The organism is Nocardioides secundeburneus, from assembly GCF_039939255.1.
GTDB lineage: Bacteria > Actinomycetota > Actinomycetes > Propionibacteriales > Nocardioidaceae > Nocardioides.
Genome location: NZ_JBDUUE010000007.1, coordinates 268700 through 293345, shown reverse-complemented (window position 1 = coordinate 293345; position 24646 = coordinate 268700). Strand labels below are relative to the sequence as shown.

The window sequence follows — 24646 nt, the reverse complement described above, 5'->3', positions numbered from 1 at the left end:
CCGGGGAATCGCCTCACCCACGGGGGGATTACCGTTTTCGTGATGACGGATTCGCCGACGCCCCAACAGGTACGCCGAGCGCTCGCGCGAGCGGAGCGGGGCGCCGCGCTCGACGTCGCCGAGGCGACCGCCCTGCTGGCGGCCACCGGCGACGACCTCGACCGGTTGACGACGGCCGCGGCGCGGGTGCGCGACGCAGGCCTGGTCGCCGCCGGGCGACCCGCGGTGGTCACCTACTCCCCCAAGGTGTTCATCCCGATCACCAAGCTGTGCCGCGACCGCTGCCACTACTGCACGTTCGTCGAGACGCCGGGCCAGGCGCGACGCGAGGGCCGCGAGCCGTTCCTCTCACCCGACGAGATCCTCGAGATCGCCGCCGAGGGGGCGAGGCTCGGCTGCCTCGAGGCGCTGTTCACCCTGGGCGACCGCCCCGAGGACCGCTGGCCCGAGGCGCAGGAGTGGCTCGAGTCGAAGGGCTACGACTCCACTCTGGCCTACGTGCGGGCCATGGCGATCCGGGTGCTCGAGGAGACCGGCCTGCTACCGCACCTCAACCCCGGCGTCATGTCGTGGGAGGAGATGAACCGGCTCAAGCCGGTCTCCCCCTCGATGGGCATGATGCTCGAGACGACGTCGACGCGACTGTTCGAGACCAAGGGCGAGGCCCACCACGGCTCTCCCGACAAGGACCCCGCCGTCCGGCTGCGGGTGCTCGAGGACGCCGGACGCCTGTCGATCCCCTTCACGACCGGTCTGCTCGTCGGCATCGGCGAGACGCTCCTCGAGCGTTCCGAGACGATCTTCGCCCTGCGCAAGGTCTCGACGCAGTACGGCTCGGTGCAGGAGGTGATCGTCCAGAACTTCCGGGCCAAGCCCGACACCGCGATGCGGCACACCGACGACCTCGACCTCGACGAGTACCGCGCCGCGATCGCCGTCACCCGGCTCGTGCTCGGGCCCAAGGCCCGCGTGCAGGCCCCGCCCAACCTGGTCGACCTCGCCGAGTGCCGCGCCTTGCTCGACGCCGGCGTCGACGACTGGGGCGGCGTCTCGCCGCTCACCCCCGACCACGTCAACCCCGAGCGCCCGTGGCCCTCGCTGGAGCGGCTCCGCTCGATCACCGCCGAGTGCGGCTTCGACCTGCAGGCCCGGCTCACCGTGCACCCCGAGTACGTGCGCCAGGCCCTCGTCGACGGCAGCCCGTGGCTCGACCCGCGCATCTCGGGCCACGTGGCCGCGCTCGCCACCGACTCCGGTCTGGCGGTCCCCGACGTCCGACCCGCGGGGCTGCCGTGGCAGGAGCCCGACGGCGGGTTCGCCAGTGTGGGCGGGGTCGGACGCGTCGACCTCCACACCGAGGTCGACATCGAGGGCCGCACCGACGACCGCCGCTCCGACTTCGCCGACGTCTACGGCGACTGGGACGAGGTCAAGGACGCCGCGTCCCGCACGGGTCCCGAGGCCCGCTCCGCCCGCACCTCGACCGGCGTCGACCACGAGGGCCTGGCGGCGCTACGGGCCGCCGAGGCCGACCCCGGCAACCTGTCCGACGAGCACGCACTCACGCTGATGACGGCCGAGGGCGACCTGCTCGACCAGGTCTGCCGCCTCGCCGACGACCTGCGCCGCGAGGCCGTCGGCGACGACGTGACCTACGTCGTCAACCGGAACATCAACTTCACCAACGTCTGCTACGTCGGGTGCCGCTTCTGCGCGTTCGCGCAGCGGCGCACCGACGCCGACGCGTTCTCCCTCTCCCTCGACCAGGTCGCCGACCGCGCCCAGGAGGCCTGGGACCTCGGCGCGACCGAGGTCTGCATGCAGGGCGGCATCGACCCCGAGCTGCCGGCCACCGCCTACTTCGATCTCGTATCAGCGGTGAAGCAGCGCGTGCCCGACATGCACGTGCACGCCTTCAGCCCCATGGAGATCGTCAACGGCACCGCCCGCACCGGCCTGTCGATCGAGGACTTCCTCATCAAGGCCCGCGAGGCCGGGCTCGGCTCGCTCCCGGGCACGGCCGCGGAGATCCTCGACGACGACGTCCGCTGGGTGCTCACCAAGGGCAAGCTGCCTGCCCGCACCTGGATCGAGATCGTCTCGACCGCGCACCGCGTCGGCGTTCCGACGACCTCGACCATGATGTACGGCCACGTCGACAACCCCCGCCACTGGGTCGGCCACCTCCGGGTCCTGTCGCGCATCCAGGACGAGACCGGGGGCTTCACCGAGTTCGTGCCGCTGCCGTTCGTGCACACCTCAGCACCGATCTACCTCGCCGGTGTCGCCCGCCCGGGGCCGACCCTGCGCGACAACCTCGCCGTCCACGCGATGGCACGCATCCTGCTCCACGGCCGCATCCGCAACATCCAGACCTCGTGGGTCAAGCTCGGCGTCGAGGGCACCCGGGCGATGCTCCGTGCGGGCGCCAACGACCTCGGCGGCACCCTCATGGAGGAGACGATCTCCCGCATGGCCGGCTCCGAGCACGGCTCGGCCAAGACCGTCGCCGAGCTGGTCGAGATCGGTGCCGGCATCCACCGGCCCGTCGTCGAGCGCACGACGCTCTACGGGGAACGCTGAGCGACGTCAGCCCGGGGGCGGCGGCAGGCTCTCGCGAGCCATGCGGAGGTCGGAGACCAGGCCGTCGTAGGCCTCCTGCCGGTCGCCGGCGTCGGCCCGCAGCACGGCCGCGGGGTGGATCGTGGCGAGCACCCACCCCGGCGGGTGGCTGACCGGGTACCTCTCCGGCCAGTCGCGCAGCACGCTGCGCGCCTCGCCGACCCGGAAGGTCGAGCCGTAGAGCGCCTTGCCGGCCGTGCCGCCGAGCAGGACGGCGCCCGCGGGCCGCAGCAGGGCCAGCTCGGCGTCGAGCCACGGCTTGCAGGCCTCGACGTGCCCGCGCCCGGGCGACTGGTGGATCCGGCGCTTGCCTCCGCCGGAGCGCCAGCGGAAGTGCTTGACGGTGTTGGTGACGAACACGTCGGAGCGATCGATGCCGGCCTCGTCGAGCGCATCCACCAGCACCCGGCCCGCGGGCCCTACGAACGGCGCGCCCTGCCGGTCCTCCTGGTCACCGGGCTGCTCGCCCAGGAGCAGCAGCCGGGCGTCGAACGAGCCGCGCCAGGGCACGGCCTGGGTGGCGTCCTCGAACAGCTCGCACCCCCGGCACGCCTGCAGCGCCTCGCGGAGGCTGTCGGGGGTGGGGTCGTCGGGCACCCAGGCCCGGGCGTCGCTCGGTGTCGTCATGACACGACGGTGCCCGGACGGCGGCGGTCGGCCAGGCTCCTCAAGGGTGAACGCGACACCACCGAGGGGTGAACCCGCGGGGGTGAGGCAGCGAGGGTGACGCAGCGGCATGGTCGTCCCAGCGGCCCGAGATCCGGGCCCTGGCCCACCCCCATCGTGCCGCCCCTCCCGGCGCACGGGCCGCGTCAAAAGTCAGGAGCAAGACAGCCATGGGCTTCCTGTTGTGGATCCTTGCCGTCATCCTCGTGGTGTTCGGTGTCGTGCAGCTCATCCAGGGCCAGATCATCCTGGGCATCGTGTGCATCGTCGTCGGTCTGGCCATCGGCCCCGGCGGCTACAGCATCTTCAGCAGGCGCAGCAACGCCTGACCCGACTCATCGGCACCGACGGCCCCGCATCCGCACGGATGACGGGGCCGTCGGCCGTCCGGGCCGCCGCCGGTGCGACCTCACCTCTCGGGGTCCTGCGCCCGCAGGTGCGGCGTGCCACGGTGAGGTCATGAGTCAGACAGACGACCCCACGACCGACGCCGAGAGCTACGGCGACTACAGCGTCGACGACGAGGACCAGCCCGTCGGCGGCGACGACCTGGTCACCGGCGACAGCGACGTGACCGACGAGCTCGACCGCGGCTACTCCCCGCCCGAGAAGTGGTCGGCCGGGCAGGGCTTCGGCAACACCCCCTACGAGGAGGCGGTCGGCGAGACCCTCGAGCAGCGGCTCGCCCAGGAGGAGCCGGACGTCGACCCGGCGCAGCCCGACGAGCAGCCCGACGAGCAGTACGACGCCACGATCGACGACGAGGTGGGCGACCTGCGGGCGGGTCGTCTCGTCGCGTCCGACGAGGGCGTGCGCGACGACGGCGAGTCGGACGTGCTCGCCACCGACGTCGGGATCGACGGTGCGGCCGCCTCGGCCGAGGAGGCCGCGATGCACGTCGTCGACGACGAGGACCCCAGGTAGCCGGCTGCCCCGCGCGGGGGCGAGGTCAGGGCCGGTAGGCCGTCGTCGGCAGCGGCAGGCCGGGGTAGGCGCGGCGGAACGCCGCCTCCGACATGGTGCGGCGCTTGCACTTGCGGATCTCGTCGCGGCGATCGATGCCGCCGACGTAGACCACGGTGCCGCCGACCCCCTTCTTGCCGGGCTCGGAAGCGGTGTCACGGCAGCTGAGCCGGTCGTAGGCCCCGTCGTTGCGGACGACGATCAGGTCGTCGCCCTCCTCGCCGAAGACGTTGTCGATGCCGTCGCCCGGGTAGATGACGTCGTCGCCCGCGTCGCCGGTGATGTCGACCCGACCGCCCACGGCCGGGAAGCCCTGGCACAGGTTGATGACGCCGGCGCCGAACCCGGGGCACGAGTCGTCGCCCGGGCCGGCGTCGATGAAGTCGTCGCCCTCGTCGCCGTCGAGCTGGTCGCGCCCGGGTCCGCCGTAGACCCGGTCGTTGCCGGGGCCACCTTGCACGTGGTCGTCGCCGACGCCACCGTAGACGCGGTCGCGTCCGGTCGAGCCGTGCAGCGAGTCGTTGCCGGCACCGCCGTCGAGGTAGTCGTTGCCCCCGCCGCCGTTGATGCGGTCGTTGCCGGCCCCGCCGCCGACGAGGTCGCCACCGCCCCCGCCGGTGACGACGTCGTTGCCGTTGCCCCCGCGGAGCCGGTCGTTGCCGAGGTAGCCGTCGATACGGTCGTTGCCGTCGCCCCCGTCGACGACGTCGCGACCGGCGCCGGCGCTGATCCGGTCGTTCCCGCCGAGCCCGCCGATGCGGTCGTTGCCGGACAGGCCGCGGATGACGTCGTCGCCCGCGGTGCCGCGGAGGACGTCGTTGCGCAACGTGCCCTTGATCGTGGCGGCGTCGGCGACCACCGGGGTCGCGATCAGCACCGCGGCAGCGAGCGCGAGAGCCCGACGAGAGGTCGAGCGACTTCTGGGACGGCGTACCGAGATCATGCCCGTCACGCTACGTCAGGCCGAGCCGACACGCGAGCGAACCGCTCAGCCGCAGGCACCCTTCGCCGGCCGCGTCACTCCCACTCGATGGTGCCCGGCGGCTTGGACGTGATGTCGACGGTGACCCGGTTGACCTCGGCGACCTCGTTGGTGATGCGGGTCGAGATCCGCTCCATGAGGTCGTAGGGCAGGCGGGCCCAGTCGGCGGTCATGGCGTCCTCGCTCGTGACCGGCCGCAGGACGACGGGGTGGCCGTAGGTGCGGCCGTCACCCTGCACGCCGACCGAGCGGACGTCGGCCAGCAGGACGACGGGCATCTGCCAGATGTCGCGGTCGAGGCCGGCGCGGGTCAGCTCCTCGCGCGCGATGGCGTCGGCCTTGCGGAGCGTGTCGAGACGGTCGCGGGTGACCTCGCCGATGATCCGGATGCCGAGGCCGGGGCCGGGGAACGGCTGACGCCACACCATCGTGGACGGGAGGCCGAGCTGCTCGCCGACGGCCCGGACCTCGTCCTTGAACAGGGTGCGGAGCGGCTCGATGAGCTCGAACTGCAGGTCGTCGGGCAGGCCACCGACATTGTGGTGGCTCTTGATGTTGGAGGTGCCCGCGCCACCGCCCGACTCGACGACGTCGGGGTAGAGCGTGCCCTGCACCAGGAACGCGGTCTCGCCGGCCGCCGGGTCGGCCTCGCCGAAGACGCGCACCTGCGCGGCCTCGAAGGTGCGGATGAACTCGCGGCCGATGATCTTGCGCTTCTCCTCGGGGTCGCGCACGCCCTGGAGTGCGCCGAGGAACTGGTCGGCGGCGTCGACGACGTCGAGGACGTCGAAGACCTCCTCGAAGTCGTGGCGCACCTGGTCGGTCTCGCCCTGCCGCATCATCCCGTGGTCGACGTAGACGCACGTGAGCCGGTCGCCGATGGCGCGCTGCACGATGGCCGCCGCGACCGCGGAGTCGACGCCGCCCGAGAGCGCGCAGATGGCGCGCCCCTCCCCGACCTGATCGCGGATGTGGGCGACCTGCTCCTCGACGATGTTGAGCATCGTCCAGGTCTGGCGACAGCCGGCGATGTCGTGGAGGAAGTGCTCGAGCACCGCCTGGCCGTGCTCGGTGTGCAGCACCTCGGGGTGCCACTGGACGCCGGCCATGCGGCGCTCGAGCGACTCGAACGCTGCCACGGGGGTGCCCGACGTCGCGGCGAGCACCTCGAACCCGGACGGCGCCGCCGTGACCGAGTCGCCGTGCGACATCCAGACGGTGTGGGACGCCGGGAGGCCGTCGAGCAAGGTGCCGGGCGCGCCCACCTCGACCGCGGTGCGGCCGTACTCGCGCGCGCCGGTGGCCGCGACGGTGCCGCCGAGACGCTGCGCCATGAGCTGGAAGCCGTAGCACATGCCGAACACGGGCACGCCGGCCTCGAAGACCGCCTCGTCGATGCCCGGTGCGCCGTCGGCGTAGACCGAGCTCGGCCCGCCGGACAGGATGATGGCCTTCGGGTTGCGCGCCAGCATCTCCTCGATCGGCACGTGGTGGCCGACGATCTCGGAGTAGACCCGGGCCTCGCGCACCCGGCGGGCGATGAGCTGGGCGTACTGGGCGCCGAAGTCGACGACGAGGACCAGGTCGTGCTCGGTGGCCGGGGTGGAGCTGTCGGGCGCCGTCATGGGCCGCAGCCTAGCGAGGCACCATGGAGTCGTGAGCGCCGACTTCGTCCCGACCGCCGACCTGCACGACAAGCACGGCGACGCCCTGCTGTCCTGCTACCTCCAGCTGCGCCAGTTCGGCGCACGCACGCGGTTCCGCGGGACCATCGCCACCGTGCGGTGCCACGAGGACAATGTGCTGGTCAAGCAGGCCCTCTCCGAGGCCGGGCACGGCAAGGTGCTCGTCGTCGACGGCGACGGTTCGCTGCACCGCGCACTGCTCGGCGACGTCATCGGCGAGCTCGCCGTCGGCAACGGGTGGGAGGGCGTGGTGATCAACGGCGTCGTGCGCGACTCGGCGGCCTTGGCCACCCTCGACCTCGGGATCAAGGCCCTGGGCACCAACCCGCGCAAGACGCCCAAGCTCGGCCTCGGCGAGCGCGACGTCCCGGTCGCCTTCGGCGGCGTCGTCTTCGTCCCGGGGGCCACGCTCGTCAGCGACGAGGACGGCGTCGTCGTCCTCCCGTAGCCGCTGCGGAAAAACTTCGGAGCGGGGCGTAACCCGCCCGCCGGGCCCTCGTTGAGCCTGTGAACTCGGTGTACACATGCTCCCTCCCGAAGGGCCGAGTTCACGGTCCGTGCGTCTCGCGTGGACGCGCAAGGCCCCGCCACCCTCCCTCCCCGGCGGGGCCTTGCTGCATCTGCGCGCACCCGGCCGGACAGACCACGACGGCCGCCCCCGAGGGGGCGGCCGTCGGGCCGGTCGTCGGGTGGTCGGGTCTCAGCTGACTCCCACGATCGGCAGCCGCAGCGCCCCCGACGCGGTGGGCGGGACGGCGGGCGAGCGCGGGGCAACGGGCTCGACGCGGCGGTACTGCTCGCCCAGGGCCGGGCGCGGGTCTGCCTCGCCCTTGTTGGGCCACAGCGACATGGCCCGCTCGGCCTGCGCGGTGATCGTGAGCGAGGGGTTGACGCCGAGGTTGGCCGAGATGGCCGAGCCGTCGGCGACGTGCAGCCCGGGGTGGCCGAAGACCCGCTGGTAGGGGTCGACGACCCCGGTCTCGGGCGAGGTGCCGATGGCGCAGCCACCGATGAAGTGCGCGGTGAGCGGCATGTTGAAGGGCTCGCCGATGTTGCCGCCGGGGGTGCCGCCGAGGACGCCGGCGATGCGTCGCACAGCCTCGTTGGCCACCGGGATCCAGGTCGGGTTCGGGGCCCCGTGACCCTGACGCGAGGTCATCCGCCACCCGAGCAGCGTCTTCTTGCCGTAGGTGGTGATGGAGTTGTCGAGGCTCTGCATCACCAGGGCGATGACCGCACGCTCCGACCAGTGCTGGAGGTCGTAGAGCGTGAAGAGGTCCTTCTTGGACCGCCACATCTCCTTGGCCCAGGTCTGCCAGCGCGGCACCGGGCCGTCGCCGTCGGTGAGCACGGTCTGCAGCATCGCCATCGTGTTGAAGCCGCGGCCGTAGCGGCACGGCTCGATGTGCGTGTGCTCGTCGGGGTGGAAGCTCGAGGTGATCGCGACGCCGTAGGAGTAGTCGGTCGTGTCGCTCTTGGGGGCGATCGCGCCGAGGATCGACTCGGAGTTCGTGCGCGAGAGGTAGCCGAGCCGCTCGGAGAGCCGCGGCAGGTGGCCCTCGTCCTTCATCCGGTGCAGCAGCTTCTGGGTGCCGAGCGAGGCCGCCGCCATGACGACGTGCTCGGCGGTGAGCGTGCGGGTGTTCTTCGCCGTCGTCCGCTTGGCCTTGGTGTACTTGACCCGGACGTCGTAGCCGCCGCCCGCCCGCGGCTCGATGCGCGTCACGGTGGTCAGCGGCAGCACCGTGGCGCCACGCTTCTCGGCCAGGTAGAGGTAGTTCTTCACCAGGGTGTTCTTGGCGTTGTGGCGGCAGCCCGACATGCACTCGCCGCAGTTGAGGCAGGCGTTGCGGGCCGGGCCCTCGCCGCCGAAGAACGGGTCGGCGACCTCCTCCCCCGGCTTGGCCTCGGGTCCGCCGAAGAAGACGCCGACCGGGGTCGGGTGGAACGTGTCGGCGACCCCCATGTCGGTGGCGACCTGCTCCATCACGTCGTCGGCGGGCGTGCGCACGGGGTTCTCGGTGACGCCGAGCATCCGCTTCGCCTGGTCGTAGAACGGGGCGAGCTCGTCCTTCCAGTCGGTGATGCCGGCCCACTGCGGGTCGTTGTAGAACCCCTCGAGCGGCTCGTAGAGCGTGTTGGCGTAGACCAGCGAGCCACCGCCCACGCCGGCCCCCGCCACGATGAGGGTGTCGCGGAGGGCATCGATGCGCTGGATGCCGTAGCAGCCCAGCGCCGGTGCCCACAGGTAGCTCTTCACGTCGAGCGTGCCGGAGGAGAAGTCGTGGTCCTCGAAGCGCGGACCCGCCTCGAGCACGCCCACCCGGTAGCCCTTCTCGGTCAGCCGCAGCGCCGAGACGGAGCCGCCGAAGCCGGAGCCGATGACGAGGACGTCGAAGTCGAACTGGTCGCTGGTCGAGCTGGTCGCGGCCATCAGGCCCTCCCGATCTTCTTCATGATGCGCAGGTTGGCGGTCATGACCTTGGCGTAGGTCTCGTCGGACATGCCGAGCACGGGCGAGAACCGCAGCAGGCGCTGGGTGGCGACCGACTGCGACTCGGTGTAGCGGTGGATGCCCTCGCTGCCCTGGCGGCGGCCCGTGCCCGACTCGCGCATGCCGCCCATCGGCGCGTCGATGCTGGCGAAGGTGGCCGCGAAGGCCTCGTTGACGTTGACGGTGCCGCACCTGACGTGGCGCGCGATCGCGCGGGCGCGCGCGCCGTCCTGGCTGTAGATCGAGGCGTTGAGGCCGTAGTCGCCGTCGTTGGCGCGCGCGACGGCGTCGGCCTCGTCGTGGAAGCGGTAGAGGGAGACGACCGGCCCGAAGGTCTCGTGGCCGAAGCACGTCATGTCGGGCGTGACGCCCTCGAGGACGGTCGGCTCGAAGACGTAGGGGCCGAGGTCGGGTCGGGCCCGGCCGCCGGTCAGCACCCGGGCACCCCGGGCGACGGCGTCGTCGACGTGGGCCCGCACGGTGTCGAGCTGGGCCTGGCTGACGAGGGAGCCCATGTCGTTCTCCCAGGCCATGGTGGCCCCGAGGGTCATGGCCTGGGTGCGGGCGACGAACCGCTCGACGAAGCGGTCGTAGACCTGGTCGGCGACGTAGAGGCGCTCGGTCGACACGCACAGCTGGCCGGCGTTGGAGAACGACGCGCGGACGGCGCCCTCGGCCGCTCGCTCGAGGTCGGCGTCGCGCAGCACCAGCATCGGGTTCTTGCCACCGAGCTCGAGCGAGCAGCCGATGAGCCGCTCGGCGCACTGGGCGGCGATGACCTTGCCGGTGGCGGTGGAGCCGGTGAAGCAGACGTAGTCGGAGCGCTCGATGATCGGCCCGCCGAGCTCACGCCCGGGGCCGGCGACGACCTGCCAGAGGTCCTGCGGGAAGCCGGCCTCGTCGAGCAGGCGGGCGCCGAGCAGCGCGGTGAGCATGGTCTGCGCGTCGGGTTTGGCGACGACGGCGTTGCCGGCGAGCAGGGCCGGGATGCCGTCGCACAGCGCCATCGTGAACGGGTAGTTCCACGGCGAGATGATGCCGACGACGCCCTTCGGCACCCGGTTGACCTCGACCCGCGTGAGCCCCGGGACGACGCCCAGGCGGCGCTGGGTGGCGAGGTGCTGCCGCGCGGTGCGGGCGTAGTAGCGCGCGGTCAGCGCGATGTGCAGCGCCTCGTCGAAGGCGTGCTTGCGGGCCTTGCCGCTCTCGAGCACGACCAGGTCGAGGATCTCCTCCTGGCGCTCGAGCACGAGGTCGTGCAGCCGCAGCAGCATCCGGGCCCGCTCGGCGACCGGTACGCGTGCCCACACGGCCTGTGCGCGCCGGGCCCGGGCGAACGCCTCGGCGACGTCGGCCTCGCTCGACTGCGGCACGTGGGCCAGCGGGGCGCCGTCGAGCGGGCTGCGCACCGGCACCGTGGTGCCCGAGGTGGCGAGCAGCCGCGACGTGAGCGACTCGACGTAGCCGCGCTCGAGGGCGTAGACCGCGGTGGGGTCGTGCTCCGGGTCGGCCGGCCCCTCGACGAGAGGGTTGCCGGGTGGCGACGGGTCCTGGGGAGCGCTCATACCTACCGAGAGTATGTGACCGGGGTCTCGCGGGCTACCGATCGGTCACTTCTGTGGCGCTTTACACACCCAGCCCGTCTGTCAATCGGGCGGATCGGTCCCGGCATTGGGCAACCGAATGCCGCGCCGGGGCGTCTTCCTTGCGTGAGCAGCACGCAGCAGACGGGCCACCCGGCAACGACACGGCAACGGATCGGCGACGTCGACCGATCCGGTCGTCCTTCCGTGCCACGATCCTCCGCGTGAGTCTCGGCGGATCCCTGGTGAGGAAGTCTCGGACGATGTCGCGCAGGTCGGCCGGCCCGATGGCTCTGCTCGTCGTGCTCGGGCTCCTGGCTGCGGCGCCGGGGTGGACCAGCGCCGGACCGCTCGGGTCCTCCGGCCCAGCACCCGCCGCGACCCCGAGCGAGACGGTGAGCGACGCCCCGACCGACGCCCCGACCGAGACGCCGACGTCGCCGTCCCCGGCACCCGGCACGGTCCGCAACGCGATCGTCTTCCTGGTCGACGACATGAGCGACTTCGCCTGTCGCGACACCGCCCGTTTCCTGCCGAAGAGCTCGGCCTGGTTGAGCGCTCGCGGCACCTGCTTCGAGAACGCGGCGACCGCGACGCCCGTGTGCTGCCCCGCCCGCGCGCAGGTGCAGACGGGCCAGCTGCCGCACAACAACCACGTGCGCACGCAGTTCGAGGCCGGGCGGCTCGACGCCACCGATACCGTGCAGCACGACCTCGGCGAGGCCGGTCTGCGCACCTACGGCATCGGCAAGTTCCTCAACGGCGTCAAGGCCTCGCGGTTCTACGGTCTCGGCGCGCTCGACAACGGCTTCGAGGACTTCGACTTCTGGGACTCCTACCGGCACGCGCCGGGCCGCTTCGCGATGTACGACGACGACGGCTCGGCCCGCTTCCGGGCCACGGGCCTCAACAGCGCCGAGACCAACGGCGCCCTGCTCGACGCCGCCCTCGACGACTACCTCGCCACCGGCGAGCGGTTCTTCGTCTACAGCGCCTTCTTCGCCCCGCACAAGCAGGGCCCGGGCACCTCGACCGACTCGCTCCCGTTGCCCTCGCCGGCCAACGCCCGTCGTCCGGTGCCGCCGTTCCGCTTCGCACCCGAGGCCGACACGCGCGACAAGCTGCGGCTCTTCCGCAAGCTCCGCGCCCCGCGCGCCTACTACCAGCGCCTGTGGAACGCCCGCATCCGCTCGCTCTACGACGTCGACGACCAGATGGCCCGCACCTTCCGCCGCCTCGAGGACGCCGGCGTCCTCGACCAGACCGCGGTCGTGTTCGCCAGCGACAACGGCTACACCGACCGCGGTCAGGTCAACTGGGACGGCAAGGCGATCCCCTACCCGGCGTCGACCGACGTGCCGATGCTGGCCTGGTTCCCGGGCCGACCGCGCGAGGTGGTGCAGCGCGGCGTGCAGCTCGTCGACATCGCCCCGACGCTGTACGACGTGCTGGGGGTCGAGCCGGGGCACGAGCTCGACGGCCGGTCGCTGCGCTCCTCGGTCGCCCGACGGGTGTTCTACGGCGAGTTCAAGCAGGAGGAGAACGCGCTGGTCAAGAACGAGTCCGGTCGGCGCACCGGGTGGGTGCGGTCGTGGCGCCTGCTCAAGCGCGGTCCGTGGTCCTACGTCGTGTGGTATCACGACGACGGCCGCATCCTGGCCCGCGAGCTCTACCGCGACCCGCAGATGCTCGCCAACCTGCTGTGGCCGGGCCACCGCGGGGCGCGCCCGCCCCGGGGCGTCGTCCGGTCGCTGCACCACGAGCTCGTGCGCCTGTCCCGGTGCCGCGGCACGGCCGAGCAGGGCGCGCCCAACCCGTGCCCGTGAGCGGGTCGACGAATCGGGACGACGACCCCGAGGGTGCGAGAATCCCAGCCGTGCCCGAGCGACCCGAGACGCCGTCGTCCGGAGCCCTGGAGGCGCCGCGCCTGGGCCGTGGCGCCTGGACGACGATCGTCGCCGTCGTCGTGCTGGTCGCCGGCGCCCTGGTGGCCAACGTGGTCCAGCGGGCCCACTCCTCCGACTCCCAGGAGCCGCCCGAGCCCGCCGTGCCCGGCGTCGTGACCAACGCGGTGCTGTTCCTCGTCGACGACATGAGCGACTTCAGCTGCGCCGAGACGCGCGCCTACCTGCCGCGCAGCAGCGAGTGGCTGCTCGACCAGGGCACCTGCTTCGAGAACGCGACCAGCTCGACGCCGGTGTGCTGCCCCGCCCGTGCCCAGATCCAGACCGGGCAGTTCTCGCACAACAACCGCGTCGTGAGCCAGGTCGCGGCGCGCAACCTCGAGGTGCGCGACACGCTCCAGCACGACCTCGGCCAGATCGGCATCGACACCTACGGCATCGGCAAGAACCTCAACGGCATCACCGCCGACCAGTACTTCGGCCCCGAGGCGATCGACAACGGCTTCGCCGACTTCGACTTCTGGAACTCCTACCGGGGTCCGGCCGGAACCTTCAAGCTCTACGACGACCAGGGCCGGCGCTACACGCCGACCACCGGTCTGAGCACCACCGAGACCAACGGCGCCTTCCTCGACACGTTCCTCGACGCGCAGCTGCCCACCGGCCGGCCCTTCTTCGTCTACGACGCCTTCGTCGCCCCGCACAAGCAGGACGTCGGCTTCGACGCCGCGAGCCTGCCGCCGCCGTCGGTCGCCCACGCCGACGACCCCGTGCCGCCGTTCCGCTGGGCCCCCGAGGGGTTCGACCGCGACAAGCTCCCGATCTTCCAGGGCCAGCGATTCTCGCGCGCCTACTACGAACGGCTCTGGACGGCGAAGGTGCGCGCGCTCTACGACGTCGACGACCAGATGGCCGACACCTTCGAGCGCCTCGACGAGGCCGGGGTGCTCGACCAGACCGCGATCATCTTCACCAGCGACAACGGCTACACCGACCGTGGCCAGGTCAACTGGGAGGGCAAGTCGATCCCCTACCCGGCCGCCACCGACGTGCCGATGCTCGGTTGGTTCCCCGGCCGCGAGCCCGCCGTCGACGACCGGCCGGTCGCCCTGATCGACGTCCCGGCGACGTTCTACGACGTGCTCGACGTCGTCCCGGGGCACCAGCTCGACGGCCACTCGCTCCTGTCCGACCACCGTCGCGAGTTCACCTACGGCGAGTTCTACAACGAGAACAGCGGGTTGTCGCGTCGCGAGTCGGGTCCGCTCGCCTCGAACCTGCGGTCGTGGCGCTCGGTCCGTCAGGGCGATCGCGCCTACGTCGAGTGGTACGGCAACGGCGGCGACATCGTGTTCACCGAGTTCTACGACGACCCGGGGATGACCAAGAACCTCCTGGCGCCCGTGCACCGTGCCCAGGCGCCCGACCCCGCTCTCGTCGAGTCGTTCCGGCAGACGCTGCAACGTCTCGGCACCTGCCAGGGCACCGCGCAGCAGGGCAGCCCGCAACCCTGCGCCTGACGCCTCACGCGCGGTGCCGCGGGCCCGCCCGTTCGAGACCGCGCTCCCACGTGAGCCGTCCCTCGTGGAGCGTGGCGTGCGCGTCGCAGACCCGCACGGCGTCGAGGTCGTTGGTGGCCAGGACGACGACCGCGCCGCGGTCGGCCTCGGCGCGCAGCAGCGCGAGCACCACGTCGCGGTTGGTGGCGTCGAGCTCGCTGGTCGGCTCGTCGGCGAGCAGCACGCTCGCGCGCTGGGCCAGGCCACGGGCGACGGCGACGCGCTGCTGCTGCCCGCCCGAGAGCTCCTCGACGAGGTGGGCGTGGCTCTCGGCCATGCCGACCGCGGCCAGCGCGCCCGCGGCCGTCTCGCGGGCCGTGGCCTCCTCGGCCGGTCGGCCGCGGCGCGCCATGAGCGGCAGCAGGATGTTCTCCGTGGCCGTCAGCACCCGCGCGAGGCCGTTGCCCTGCGGGATCAGCACGACCCCGGCGTCGAGGGCGTCGTCGTGCGTGCCGATCGCGCGTCCGTCGACCGTCACCTCGCCGTTGCCGCGGGTGACCGCCCGGCAGGTCGCCCACAGCAGCGAGGTCTTGCCGGCACCGGAGGGGCCGGTCACCGCGACCAGCGCTCCGGCGGGCAGGGTCATCGAGACCGGGTGCACCGCGACGTGGTCGCCGTAGCGCACCTCGACGTCATCGAGCTGCAACGTCATGCCTCGCCCTCCTCGACCCGCACCAGCTCGATGCCACGCGGCGTCTCGACCACCCGGAGCAGGGTGCCCGGCGGCACGGTGCGCAGCACGTCGGGCGGCAGCGGCAGCGACCCGTCGGCGGTCACGACGGCGAAGTCCTCGCCGGAGCGTCCTTCCGCCCCGATCCGGCCGTTGCGTATCGTCACCGTGCGCGGGATCCGGGCCGCCACCTCGGGGTCGTGCGTGACGACGACGACGGTCGTGCCGAGCTCACGGTTGACCCGGGTGAGGGCCTCGAGGACGACGTCGCGGGCGGCGTCGTCGAGCTGGCTCGTCGGCTCGTCGGCCAGCACCAGCCCGGGTGCGTGGGCGATCGCGGCGGCGATGGCGACCAGCTGCAGGTGCCCGGCCGGGAGCCCGGCGAGCGGCCGGTCGGCGTCGGGCAGCCCGACCAGGTCGAGCACCTCGCGGGGGTCGGGCAGGGTGGCGTCGTCTCGGCCGTGCCGGCGGGCGGCGCCCTGGGCGAAGGCGACGTTCTCGGCGCAGCTGAGGTAGGGCACCAGGTTGCGCGAGGCGCCCTGGAGCAGGATGCCGAGCTCGGTGGCCCGCAGCACGTCGAGCTCGGGTGCGGTGAGCAGAGCGAGGTTGCGTCCGTCGACGAGCAGCTGGCCGGCGCTGGGTCGTAGCAGCCCCGAGCAGAGCGAGAGCAGCGTCGACTTGCCCGAGCCCGACGGCCCCAGCAGGCCGACGAACTCCCCCGCCCCGACCGAGAGCGTGACCCCGGACAGCGCGGCGACGTCGTGGCCCTCAGTGCGGTAGATCTGCACGAGCCCGACCGTGACCAGGCTCAGGCCGGTCCTGGACGTCGTCGGCGGCGTGCTCATGCGCCACCGTCCCGCACCCGGTCGAGCGTGCTGCGGGCGACCAGCCAGCGCCCGGCCGCGACCGCCGTCGAGCCCAGCACCGCGACCAGGAGCGCCAGCCCGACGACCGCGGTCAGGACGTCGGGGTCGAGGTCGAGCGGGATCTCGGGCTCGGGCACCGCGAAGAGCGGCGTCTGCCCGATGGCGAGGGCGAAGCCGGCGAGGCCGCACCCGGCGCCGACGGCGATGCCGGCCACGACCATGACGAGGTAGAGCCCGCAGGCCGCCCGACGCAGCGCGCGGCGTCCGACCCCGGCCATGCGCAGGGCCGCCAGGTCGCGCGACGCCGAGCGCCACCCGGCCGCGACCGAGACCAGCACGGCGAGCAGGCCGAGCAGCACCGCGAGGCTGCCCGCCGCCGGCAGGATCCGGCTGGTGAGCGCCTCGGCCGAGCCGGAGTAGAGCGACTCGCGGTCGGCGACGGTGTCGACGGGTCGCACGGGGACTCCTCGCTCTGCGAGCTGCTCGCCGAGCGCGCGCCGGTCGGCCGCGTCGGTGCCGTCGCCGTACCAGACCTGGACGGCCGTGCGGCCGGAGGCGTTGAGCTCGCCGGCCCGGACGACGGCGGCGACGTCGGCCACGACGACGTTGCGCAGCGCCCGGGGCACGGCCTCGGACGCCGTGGCGACCACCCGCACCGGCAGCAGGCGACCCCCGGGGCTGACCACGGTCGGGGCGGCGTACTCGGCCGAGACCGGGTGCTGGCGGGCGAGCACGACGGGTAGGACGCCGGGCAGCGAGGCGTGCTGGACGGTGAACGGCAGTCCGCCGGTCTCGCCACCCAACGTCAGCGTGCCCACGCCGGTCGTGGCCGTGGTCGACTCGGCGGCGTCGTTCTCGCGCGGCCAGGTGTCGGTGGGACCGAGATCGAGCTCGGAGACGGTGCCGGCGCCGTCGACGCCGTCGGTGACCCCGATGTCGACGAGGCTGACGTCGCCGGCCACGGGCCCGTCGGGGTCGAGACGCCAGCGCACGACGTCGCACGCGGTGGCGCAGTCGACCGGTGCCTCGAGGGTGCGCGGCTGGTCCGACACGGCGGGCAGGGCGCCGAGCCGGGCGGTGGTGAGGAAGCCGTCGGGGTGCAGGTAGTCGACCTCGAGCTCGAGCCGGGTGTCGGGCTCGTCGACGTCGAGCTCGTAGGGCTCGACCGTGACCTGCAGGGTGCGGCCGGTCATCGTGGGCGGTCGGACGTCGGGCGCGACGACGTCCGCCCACGCCGAGGCCGGGGCCGCGTCGAGCGCGCCGTAGGCGAGCCGCGTGAAGGCCTCGGGCTCGACGAAGAGACCGCCGAGCGCGTCGGCGTTCTCGGGCGAGGTGGTGACCACGAGGGTCGCGCTCTCGCGGTCGGGGTCGATCTCGTCGAGGGCGGCGACCACGGCCCCGGGCGACGCCGTGGTGGCGCCGACGGCGGCCGCGCCGGCCTCGACCTGCGCGCGGTGCTCACGGTTGGCCCCGCCGACGGCGGAGAGCTGCGTGCTGAACACGAGGAACGCGGCGGAGACGCACAGCACGGCGAGGAGCAGCCGGTTGCCGCGACCGCGCGCGAGCAGGACGGCGGCCAGTGCCGGCGCCGGTCGGCCGCGGGCGAGCCACCGCTGGGTGAGACGCCGCGCGACCCAGGTGAGCAGGCGCACCACGAGCACGCTGGCGGCCACGGCGAGCAGCGACGGCGCGAGCAGGATCAGTGCCGACTCCTCCTCGCCCGCCTGGAGGCCGACCGCGACGCCGCAGATCGCCGCGGTGATCAGGACGGTGTCGAGGAGCAGGCTCGACCGACTGGCGCTCGCCACCCGGGGGCCGGTGGTGCGCAGCAGCGCCGGCACGGGCTCGCGCACCACGGGTCGGGCCATCACGACCAGCAGGACCACCGCCACGACCACCGCCGCGGCCCAGGCGGGCACGACGCCGACCGGCGGCGCGAGCGAGGGGTGCTCGGGCAGCCACCACTGCCGCGCCAGCGCGGCGGCGCCGAGCGCGAGCCCGGCACCCGCGACGGCGCCGGCGACGACGAGCACGGCCCACTGGGCGGCCAGGCCTGCCACCAACGACGGGCCACCTCGACCGCGCAGGCGCGCCAGGCCGAGCTCGGGGCGTCGTCGGGCCAGCACGACGCCGACCATCATGGCCAGCACGATCAGCCCGAGCACGCCCACCTGCGCGGCGGTGACCACCATGGTCGTGGCGGCCGCGCGTCCGGACCGGTCGAGCTCGTCGAGCGTGTCGTCGACGCCGGTGTTGACGCTGATCCGGGCCTCGGTCGCCGCGGTGCGCAGCTCGGCGAGTCCGTCGCTCAGGACGGGCAGGTCGAGCGAGGTGAGCCCGTCGGGGTCGACCCGCAGGTCGACGGAGTACTGGACGCCGCGACCGTCGTCGCCGGTGACCGCACCCGGGGCGACGACGAACAGGTCGGAGACCGGGATGTTCAGGTCGGGCCCGATGACTCCCGAGCGGCCGGTCGGCGGGTTGCCGAACCAGTAGGGGTCGTCGGCGTCGACGGGCCGGTAGATGCCGACCACCTCGAAGGCCCCGCCCGGGAACGTGGAGGCGACCTCGGGCAGGACGTCGCCGACCTCGAGCTCGTACATCTCCGCGTCGGCCTCGGAGATGGCCACCGTGACCACACCGACCGCGTCGCTCGTCGCCGACCCGAAACAGGTGCCGGCGACGAGCTCGAGCCGCTCGCAGATGTCGTCGCGCGAGACGAGGCCGCCGGCGATCGGCTTGATCCACAGGGGCGACGTCCACTCGACGGCTGTGTCGAGCCCGCTGATCGGGTCGCTGAGCAGCGCGGCCAGGTCGTCGGGGACGACGTCGTCGAGCGACCCGTCGACGGGGTCGCCGGCGCGACTGAGCGAGATCGTCGTGCTCGGCTCGCCCACGGCGAACGAACGGGCGGTCGCGCTGTCGACGACCATGCGCACGTACCAGGGGGCGAGGACGGCGCCGGCGGTGATCAGCGCCGTCAGGACGACGACCGCGATGCTCTGGCCGCGGTGGTAGGCCAACGCGCGCAGGAGCAGCTGCCAGGACGAGAGCGCACCGGCACGTCGGGTCGACACCATGCGGGCCTCTCACGTCGCGGACAGGCCGACGATAGCGAAGCGCGCCGGCACCGGTCGGGGAACGCGCTGGCGCCCCTGCGCCTTGCCTCAAGTAGTGAACCGAGGTTCAATACTTGGGTGCCCTACCGCCGCACCCCCGCCGTCCAGGAGCGGCTCGACGCGACCCGCGCCTCGATCGTCGAGGCGACGCAGGCGCTCGTCGCCGAGCGCGGCTACGCGGGCTGCTCGGTCGCGCTCGTCGCCGCGGGAGCCGGCGTCGCCACCGGCACGGTCTACCGCCACTTCCCGGACAAGGCCGCGCTGTTCACCGAGGTGTTCCGCGTCGCCACGCAGCGCGAGGTCGACGCCGTCGCAGCGGCTGCCGCCGCGCCCGGCACGGTCGCCGAGCGGGTCGAGGCGTGCGTGTCGACCTTCGCGCGCCGGGCGCTCCGGGCGCCGCGCATGGCCTACGCCCTCATCGCCGAGCCGGTCGACCCCCAGGTCGAGGCCGAGCGCCTCACCTACCGGCGCGCCTACCGCGACATCTTCGCGGCCCTGATCGACGACGCCGTCACCGCCGGCCACCTGCCCGCGCAGGACGCCCAGGTCTCGGCGGCCGCCGTCGTCGGCGCCATGGCCGAGGCGCTCGTCGTCCCCCTGCACGCCGGTGCCGCGTCACGGCGCACCGTGCCCGAGCTCACCGCGTTCGTCGTCCGATCGATAGGAGCCCTGCCATGACGGCCACCCACGAGGTCACCAACCAGGTCCCGCCGCTCGTCGGCCACGACACCGCCGACGACGCCGCCCTGCTCGCCGCCGTCGAGCGCGAGGGCGCGGGGTGGGCGCTCGACGAGCTGCATGCGCTGGGCCGGCTCGCCGGCTCGGAGGAGGCGCAGGAGTGGGGCCGGCTGGCCGAGCGGGTGCCACCGGTGCTGCACACCCACGACCGGTTCGGCCACCGCATCGACGAGGTCGAGTACGTGCCGGCCTACCACGCGCTGATGACCACGGCGGTCGAGCACGGTCTGCACGCCGCACCGTGGGCCGACGACCGCCCGGGCGCGCACGTCGCGCGGGCCGCGAAGTTCCTGGCGTGGAACGTCGACGCCGGTCACGGCTGCCCGATCTCGATGACCTACGCCGTCGTCCCGGCGCTGCGGGCCGCGCCCGACCTCGCCGCGGCATACGAGCCGCTGCTCACCTCGCGCACCTACTCCCCCGGGCTGTCGGTGCCGTCATCCAAGGCCGGGCTGATCGCGGGCATGTCGATGACCGAGAAGCAGGGCGGCTCCGACGTCCGCACCAACGCCACGCAGGCCGTGCCGCAGACCGACGGGACGTGGCGGCTCACCGGGCACAAGTGGTTCACCTCGGCCCCGATGTCCGACCTGTTCCTCGCGCTCGCCCAGGCGCCCGGCGGGCTGTCGTGCTTCCTGGTGCCGCGGGTGCTGCCCGACGGCTCGCTCAACCCCATGCTCCTGATGAGGTTGAAAGACAAGCTCGGCAACCGGTCCAACGCCTCGTCCGAGATCGAGTACGACGGCGCGGTGGCGTGGCTCGTCGGCGAGGAGGGGCGCGGGGTCCGCACCATCGTCGAGATGGTCAACATGACCCGCCTCGACTGCACGCTGGGCACGGCGTCCGGCATGCGCCTCGCGACGGTGAACGCCGTGAACCACGCCCGGCACCGTTCCGCTTTCGGACGACACCTTGTCGACCAACCACTGATGCAGAACGTGCTGGCCGACCTCGTCGTCGAGTCCGAGGCCGCCACGACCGTCGCGATGCGCCTCGCCGGCGCCACCGACCGCGCCGTCCGCGGCGACGCCGACGAGACCGCCTTCCGCCGTCTCGCCCTCGCCGTGTCGAAGTACTGGGTGTGCAAGCGCGGCCCCGCCGTCGCCGGCGAGGCCATAGAGTGCCTCGGCGGCAACGGCTACGTCGAGGACGCCGGCCTCGCCCGCATCTACCGCGAGCTGCCCCTGCTCTCGATCTGGGAGGGCTCCGGCAACGTCGCCGCCCTCGACGCCCTGCGCGCCATGGCCCGCTCCCCCGAGTCGGTCGAGGCGTTCTTCACCGAGGTCGAGCTCGCCGCCGGCGCCGACCACCGCCTCGACGACGCCGTCGCGCTGGTCAAGAAGGAGCTCTCGGACGTCTCCGACCTCGAGCTGCGGGCCCGCCGCGTCGTCGAGCAGCTCGCGCTCGTGCTGCAGGGATCGCTCCTCGTGCAGCACGCCCCCGCGGCCGTCGCCGACGCGTTCTGCGCGTCCCGGCTCGGGCGTGACTGGGGTGGCGCGTTCGGGACGCTACCGGGTGGGCTCGACCTCGGCGCGGTGGTCGAGCGGGGGTTCGTCGGGGTTGGGTGAGTGGGCAATTGCGGCGAACTGGGCTATCCGGTCACGTGCGCATCGTGTGGTTGCGGGTTCGTCGGGTGTGGGCCTGGTGGTGGTGGAAGGGGCAGAGGACCTCGGCGGTGCGGAGGTCGGTGGTGCCGCCGTCGGCCCAGGGTTGTCGGTGGTGGAGGTGGCACAGGTAGGCCGGGACGTCGCACCCGGCGTGTTCGCACCTGCGTTGTTCGGTGATCTTGGCCAGGCGTTGAGTCGGGGTGTGGAACCGGTGCCGGCGTCCGACGGCGAGGACCTCACCGGAGGCGTTCATCCACATCGGGATGATCCCGGCCTCGCACGCCAGACGCAGGAACTCGGTGTGTGAGACCCGGACCCCGGTATCGAGGCACGCTGCCTTCACCCGACCCTGGAGGGCGTCGTAGTCCCCGATCACGACCACGGTCGCGTTCAACCCACCGACCTTCGGCAGCGCAGTGGCGGGGATCCGTTCGATCCACTCACAGAACGCCTGGCCGAGCTTCCGCGCCGACGGCACCGTGACGTCGTAGGACCCGGGACCGTGCTCGGCGCGGACGGCCTTCGGGGCGGCGAGGGCGTGGAGGTGCTTGCGGAGCATCGAGGCCTGCGCGGTCGGGATCGTGAACCGGCCATGGGTCATGCCGGCGCCGTCGTCACGCATCGTGAACCGCGTGCCCGCGCGTGCTTCGGCCTCGAGCCGCTCGAGCGCCTTCGACTCGCGTTCGTCGGCGGACTCGGGGTCGAGGTGGACGTAGATCTCCCGACCCAACCGCCCCAGCGCGGTCGCGTCATGATCAGCGGCCTCGGTGAGCAGGAAGCACTCGGCGCGCTGCTGATCATGGGTACTGACGCGCTCATTACTGAGCCGGACGACCTGGCCCGCGATCGCGACCGCCTGCTCGGCATGCACCGCGCCGCGGGCCATCGCGGCCCGGGTCGACTCCAGCTCACGCAACGCCCTCGCGAGGTCGACCTTGGCGTTCGCGGCCCGGCGGGTGACGTGTGTCTGCTGCTGCAGCCACCGTGGGATGTCTCGGCACGAGGCCCGGTCGGGCAGACCAGCCGCGACGGCTTGTCCGATCACCCGCGCCTCGACCTCGGCCACCCCCGCGACGACTCGTGCCGCCAGGCCCACCAGCCGGGTCATCGTGGCCTCGTCGAGCGACCACGTCGCGACCTCGGCCAGACCTGTCAGCTCGTCGAGCACCCCGCACAGGAACTCCTCGATCGGGTGACCCGACCGAGCGACCTCGGAGTGCTCTGACATGAGTCCATCCAAGCACCCACCACCGACACAAACCGACCGAGAATCCCGCTCAACCACAGGGGTTGTGGATCACTCGCATCACCAGCAGGATCAGCCCATGACCGACGACCAGACCGACCCGACGGACGCGATGCCGGGCCACCTGGGCGGCACGCCCGAGCGGCCGGCGCGGTTCTTCGACAGCCCCGAGGAGTGGGCGGCCTGGCTGGCGCAGCACCACGACACCGAGACCGTGCTGTGGATGGGCCTGAGGAAGAAGGGTGCCGCCGATCGCGGACTGACGTGGGAGGAGGCCGTCGTCGAGGCGCTGTGCTGGGGCTGGATCGACTCGGTCGCGCAGCGCATCGACGACGAGACGCGTCGGCAGCGCTGGACGCCGCGCAAGAAGACCTCGCACTGGAGCCGGGTCAACCTCGACCTCGTCGAGAAGCTGCGCGCCGAGGGGCGGATGCAGCCGAGCGGGTTGGCGATCTGGGAGCGGCGCAAGCACGAGGAGGCGCCCTACAGCCACGAGCAACCCTGGGCCGGCCTGCCCGACACCTACGCCGAGCAGCTCGCCGCCTCACCGGCGGCCACCGCGTTCTGGGACGCCGCGACGGCGTCCTACCGCAAGGTCTGCGCGGTGTGGGTGCGCTCGGCCAAGCAGGAGGCCACGCGCGCCCGCCGGATGGCCCAGCTGATCGAGTGCAGCGCCGCCGGCGAGCTCATCCCGGGCCAGCGGTACGGCGACGTCCCGCGATGGCTCGAGCGGGCCGCGGCCGCCGCGGCACAGGCACGCTGAGCGCTACCGGAGGTCGATGACGATCCGCGACGGCGTCCGGCGCGACGAGACCTCGAACGTGGGCCGGCCGTCGAGCCCGACGAACACCTGCGCCACGCCCTCCCACGCACCCACCGTGTGCAGGTCGACGACGTCGCCGCCGACCTTCGTGCGGGTGCGCCGGACGTCGTCGAAGGGCAGGGTCGGCGTCCCGGTGACGTCGAGGCGCAGGATCGAGTCGCCGTCGAGGTCGACGACGTCGCCGCTGCCCTCGAGCACGGCCTGGTCAACGTAGCGGGCGACCCAGCCCGGGCCGCCCTCGCCGTCGAACGCCACGACGACCCGGGTGCCGCCGTCGTGCGGCCACGCGCGGACGCTGCGCGGCACCAGGTCATAGGGGCCGGACGGCTTCTGCTCCTGGATGTCGGCCACCGCGACGTCGGCCACCGCGGTCGTCGGCGCCTCGGACGCCGGCTCGACGGTGACGTCGGAGTCGCCGCACCCGGACAGCAGGACGAGCGCCGTCGCGGCGGGCAGCACGAACGCGCGAGATCTCATGCCCGTGCGACGCGCAGGTACCCGCGGCGGTTGTCCTCACGACCGCACGAGGGAGGGGGCGGTGGCTCCAGGCTGCTCTCCCTCCCCGGAGCCACCTCGGCGCCGGCCCCCCACGGGCCAGGCGCCTCCCCCACGGTGGCACGGACCGCGCGGCCGTGTGGTGCCCCGAAGGGGTGAGCGTCAGCCCTGCTGCAGGGCCTCGGCCAGCATGACGATGATGCCGCTGGGTCCGCGGACGTAGGTGAGCTTGTAGGCGTCCTCGTAGGTCGCGACGCCACGCAGCGGGTGGCAGCCGTGCCGGGCCGCGATCGCGAGCGCCTCGTCGAGGTCGTCGACCGAGAACGCCACCCGGTGCATGCCGATCTCGTTCGGCATCGTCGGCTCGGTCTCGACCGCGTCGGGGTGGACGTACTCGAAGAGCTCGAGGGTGCCCTGGCCGTCGGGGGTCTGCAGCATCGCGATCCGGGCGTGGTTGCCGTCGAGCCCGACGGCGGTGTCGGTCCACTCGCCGCTCACCTCGTCGCGCCCGAGCACGGTGAGGCCGAGGTCGGTGAAGAACGCGATGGTCTCCTCGAGGTCGCGCACGGCGATCCCGACGTTCTCGAGCTTGATCGGCATGCGCCCACGCTAGTGCGCTGCCGG

Annotated in this window: 20 protein-coding genes; 9 read left to right on the top strand and 11 right to left on the bottom strand. The window is 72.9% G+C overall.

Features of this window, described 5'->3' with window-relative positions:
• Window positions 1-42: 42 nt before the first annotated feature.
• The gene (locus tag ABFT23_RS20085) at window positions 43-2583 is read left to right on the top strand and encodes a bifunctional FO biosynthesis protein CofGH (RefSeq protein WP_347898439.1); all 2541 of its coding nucleotides are present in this window, start codon (window positions 43-45) and stop codon (window positions 2581-2583) included.
• A gap of 6 nt (window positions 2584-2589) precedes the next feature.
• Here ABFT23_RS20085 and ABFT23_RS20080 read toward each other — a convergent pair whose 3' ends face one another.
• Entirely contained in the window at window positions 2590-3249 is a 660-nt protein-coding gene (locus tag ABFT23_RS20080; RefSeq protein WP_347898437.1) for a UdgX family uracil-DNA binding protein, read from the bottom strand.
• A gap of 209 nt (window positions 3250-3458) precedes the next feature.
• On the opposite strand from ABFT23_RS20080, the gene ABFT23_RS20075 reads away from it, so the two are divergent.
• Both ABFT23_RS20075 and ABFT23_RS20070 read left to right on the top strand, forming a co-directional pair.
• Complete coding sequence (locus ABFT23_RS20075) at window positions 3459-3617, top strand: GPGG-motif small membrane protein (protein ID WP_347898435.1); 159 nt, start codon at window positions 3459-3461, stop codon at window positions 3615-3617.
• Between the two features lie 130 nt (window positions 3618-3747).
• Window positions 3748-4212 (top strand): DUF5709 domain-containing protein, encoded by a 465-nt coding sequence (locus tag ABFT23_RS20070; RefSeq protein WP_347898434.1) that lies wholly within the window; start codon window positions 3748-3750, stop codon window positions 4210-4212.
• A 25-nt stretch (window positions 4213-4237) separates the two neighbouring features.
• On the opposite strand, the gene ABFT23_RS20065 is transcribed toward ABFT23_RS20070, so the two are convergent.
• Window positions 4238-5128 (bottom strand): calcium-binding protein, encoded by an 891-nt coding sequence (locus ABFT23_RS20065; protein ID WP_347898432.1) that lies wholly within the window; start codon window positions 5126-5128, stop codon window positions 4238-4240.
• 140 nt (window positions 5129-5268) lie between these two features.
• Window positions 5269-6858 carry a glutamine-hydrolyzing GMP synthase gene (guaA, locus tag ABFT23_RS20060; protein WP_347898430.1) on the bottom strand — a complete coding sequence of 530 codons (1590 nt, stop codon included), beginning with the start codon at window positions 6856-6858 and terminating at the stop codon, window positions 5269-5271.
• A 31-nt stretch (window positions 6859-6889) separates the two neighbouring features.
• Here guaA and rraA point away from each other — a divergent pair, with 31 nt between their 5' ends.
• Window positions 6890-7366, top strand: a complete 477-nt coding sequence (rraA, locus tag ABFT23_RS20055; protein ID WP_347898428.1) for a ribonuclease E activity regulator RraA — start codon at window positions 6890-6892, stop codon at window positions 7364-7366.
• Window positions 7367-7618: 252 nt separating this feature from the next.
• Here rraA and ABFT23_RS20050 read toward each other — a convergent pair whose 3' ends face one another.
• The gene (locus ABFT23_RS20050) at window positions 7619-9352 is read right to left on the bottom strand and encodes a GMC family oxidoreductase (protein ID WP_347898426.1); all 1734 of its coding nucleotides are present in this window, start codon (window positions 9350-9352) and stop codon (window positions 7619-7621) included.
• Entirely contained in the window at window positions 9352-10977 is a 1626-nt protein-coding gene (locus ABFT23_RS20045; protein ID WP_347898424.1) for a succinic semialdehyde dehydrogenase, read from the bottom strand. Before ABFT23_RS20045 ends, ABFT23_RS20050 begins: the two co-directional genes overlap by 1 nt.
• A gap of 281 nt (window positions 10978-11258) precedes the next feature.
• On the opposite strand from ABFT23_RS20045, the gene ABFT23_RS20040 reads away from it, so the two are divergent.
• A complete protein-coding gene (locus ABFT23_RS20040; RefSeq protein ID WP_347898422.1) occupies window positions 11259-12821 on the top strand; it encodes a sulfatase-like hydrolase/transferase in 1563 nt (520 codons plus the stop codon).
• A 50-nt stretch (window positions 12822-12871) separates the two neighbouring features.
• Window positions 12872-14419, top strand: coding sequence for a sulfatase-like hydrolase/transferase (locus ABFT23_RS20035; protein ID WP_347898420.1), 1548 nt, complete (start codon window positions 12872-12874; stop codon window positions 14417-14419).
• A 4-nt stretch (window positions 14420-14423) separates the two neighbouring features.
• Here the strand turns inward: ABFT23_RS20035 and ABFT23_RS20030 are convergent, their stop codons facing one another.
• From ABFT23_RS20030 to ABFT23_RS20020, 3 genes are read right to left on the bottom strand one after another with little or no spacing between them, the layout of a single operon-like run.
• Window positions 14424-15110, bottom strand: a complete 687-nt coding sequence (locus tag ABFT23_RS20030) for an ATP-binding cassette domain-containing protein (RefSeq protein ID WP_347898418.1) — start codon at window positions 15108-15110, stop codon at window positions 14424-14426.
• Complete coding sequence (locus ABFT23_RS20025; RefSeq protein WP_347898416.1) at window positions 15107-15973, bottom strand: ABC transporter ATP-binding protein; 867 nt, start codon at window positions 15971-15973, stop codon at window positions 15107-15109. The genes ABFT23_RS20030 and ABFT23_RS20025 overlap by 4 nt, the downstream gene beginning before the upstream one ends.
• Window positions 15970-19074, bottom strand: coding sequence for an FtsX-like permease family protein (locus ABFT23_RS20020; RefSeq protein WP_347898415.1), 3105 nt, complete (start codon window positions 19072-19074; stop codon window positions 15970-15972). The genes ABFT23_RS20025 and ABFT23_RS20020 overlap by 4 nt, the downstream gene beginning before the upstream one ends.
• A gap of 117 nt (window positions 19075-19191) precedes the next feature.
• On the opposite strand from ABFT23_RS20020, the gene ABFT23_RS20015 reads away from it, so the two are divergent.
• Together ABFT23_RS20015 and ABFT23_RS20010 are read left to right on the top strand one after the other, a co-directional pair.
• The gene (locus tag ABFT23_RS20015; RefSeq protein ID WP_347898413.1) at window positions 19192-19791 is read left to right on the top strand and encodes a TetR/AcrR family transcriptional regulator; all 600 of its coding nucleotides are present in this window, start codon (window positions 19192-19194) and stop codon (window positions 19789-19791) included.
• Window positions 19788-21419 carry an acyl-CoA dehydrogenase family protein gene (locus ABFT23_RS20010; RefSeq protein WP_347898411.1) on the top strand — a complete coding sequence of 544 codons (1632 nt, stop codon included), beginning with the start codon at window positions 19788-19790 and terminating at the stop codon, window positions 21417-21419. Before ABFT23_RS20015 ends, ABFT23_RS20010 begins: the two co-directional genes overlap by 4 nt.
• 31 nt (window positions 21420-21450) lie before the next feature.
• Here ABFT23_RS20010 and ABFT23_RS20005 read toward each other — a convergent pair whose 3' ends face one another.
• A complete protein-coding gene (locus ABFT23_RS20005; protein ID WP_347898409.1) occupies window positions 21451-22686 on the bottom strand; it encodes an HNH endonuclease signature motif containing protein in 1236 nt (411 codons plus the stop codon).
• 97 nt (window positions 22687-22783) lie between these two features.
• On the opposite strand from ABFT23_RS20005, the gene ABFT23_RS20000 reads away from it, so the two are divergent.
• Window positions 22784-23467, top strand: a complete 684-nt coding sequence (locus ABFT23_RS20000; protein ID WP_347898407.1) for a YdeI/OmpD-associated family protein — start codon at window positions 22784-22786, stop codon at window positions 23465-23467.
• A 3-nt stretch (window positions 23468-23470) separates the two neighbouring features.
• On the opposite strand, the gene ABFT23_RS19995 is transcribed toward ABFT23_RS20000, so the two are convergent.
• Window positions 23471-24004 carry an AMIN-like domain-containing (lipo)protein gene (locus ABFT23_RS19995; RefSeq protein ID WP_347898405.1) on the bottom strand — a complete coding sequence of 178 codons (534 nt, stop codon included), beginning with the start codon at window positions 24002-24004 and terminating at the stop codon, window positions 23471-23473.
• A gap of 180 nt (window positions 24005-24184) precedes the next feature.
• Window positions 24185-24622: a VOC family protein gene (locus ABFT23_RS19990; protein ID WP_347898403.1), complete on the bottom strand. Its 438-nt coding sequence runs from the start codon at window positions 24620-24622 to the stop codon at window positions 24185-24187.
• Window positions 24623-24646: the final 24 nt, after the last annotated feature.

What these genes read in the sequence shown, in the direction of transcription:
- ABFT23_RS20085 (WP_347898439.1), top strand. Translation starts at nt 43, where the DNA reads ATGACGGATTCGCCGACGCCCCAACAGGTACGCCGAGCGCTCGCGCGA.
- ABFT23_RS20080 (WP_347898437.1), bottom strand. Translation starts at nt 3,249, where the DNA reads ATGACGACACCGAGCGACGCCCGGGCCTGGGTGCCCGACGACCCCACC.
- ABFT23_RS20075 (WP_347898435.1), top strand. Translation starts at nt 3,459, where the DNA reads ATGGGCTTCCTGTTGTGGATCCTTGCCGTCATCCTCGTGGTGTTCGGT.
- ABFT23_RS20070 (WP_347898434.1), top strand. Translation starts at nt 3,748, where the DNA reads ATGAGTCAGACAGACGACCCCACGACCGACGCCGAGAGCTACGGCGAC.
- guaA (WP_347898430.1), bottom strand. Translation starts at nt 6,858, where the DNA reads ATGACGGCGCCCGACAGCTCCACCCCGGCCACCGAGCACGACCTGGTC.
- ABFT23_RS20050 (WP_347898426.1), bottom strand. Translation starts at nt 9,352, where the DNA reads ATGGCCGCGACCAGCTCGACCAGCGACCAGTTCGACTTCGACGTCCTC.
- ABFT23_RS20045 (WP_347898424.1), bottom strand. Translation starts at nt 10,977, where the DNA reads ATGAGCGCTCCCCAGGACCCGTCGCCACCCGGCAACCCTCTCGTCGAG.
- ABFT23_RS20040 (WP_347898422.1), top strand. Translation starts at nt 11,259, where the DNA reads ATGTCGCGCAGGTCGGCCGGCCCGATGGCTCTGCTCGTCGTGCTCGGG.
- ABFT23_RS20030 (WP_347898418.1), bottom strand. Translation starts at nt 15,110, where the DNA reads ATGACGTTGCAGCTCGATGACGTCGAGGTGCGCTACGGCGACCACGTC.
- ABFT23_RS20025 (WP_347898416.1), bottom strand. Translation starts at nt 15,973, where the DNA reads ATGAGCACGCCGCCGACGACGTCCAGGACCGGCCTGAGCCTGGTCACG.
- ABFT23_RS20020 (WP_347898415.1), bottom strand. Translation starts at nt 19,074, where the DNA reads ATGGTGTCGACCCGACGTGCCGGTGCGCTCTCGTCCTGGCAGCTGCTC.
- ABFT23_RS20010 (WP_347898411.1), top strand. Translation starts at nt 19,788, where the DNA reads ATGACGGCCACCCACGAGGTCACCAACCAGGTCCCGCCGCTCGTCGGC.
- ABFT23_RS20005 (WP_347898409.1), bottom strand. Translation starts at nt 22,686, where the DNA reads ATGTCAGAGCACTCCGAGGTCGCTCGGTCGGGTCACCCGATCGAGGAG.
- ABFT23_RS20000 (WP_347898407.1), top strand. Translation starts at nt 22,784, where the DNA reads ATGACCGACGACCAGACCGACCCGACGGACGCGATGCCGGGCCACCTG.
- ABFT23_RS19995 (WP_347898405.1), bottom strand. Translation starts at nt 24,004, where the DNA reads ATGAGATCTCGCGCGTTCGTGCTGCCCGCCGCGACGGCGCTCGTCCTG.
- ABFT23_RS19990 (WP_347898403.1), bottom strand. Translation starts at nt 24,622, where the DNA reads ATGCCGATCAAGCTCGAGAACGTCGGGATCGCCGTGCGCGACCTCGAG.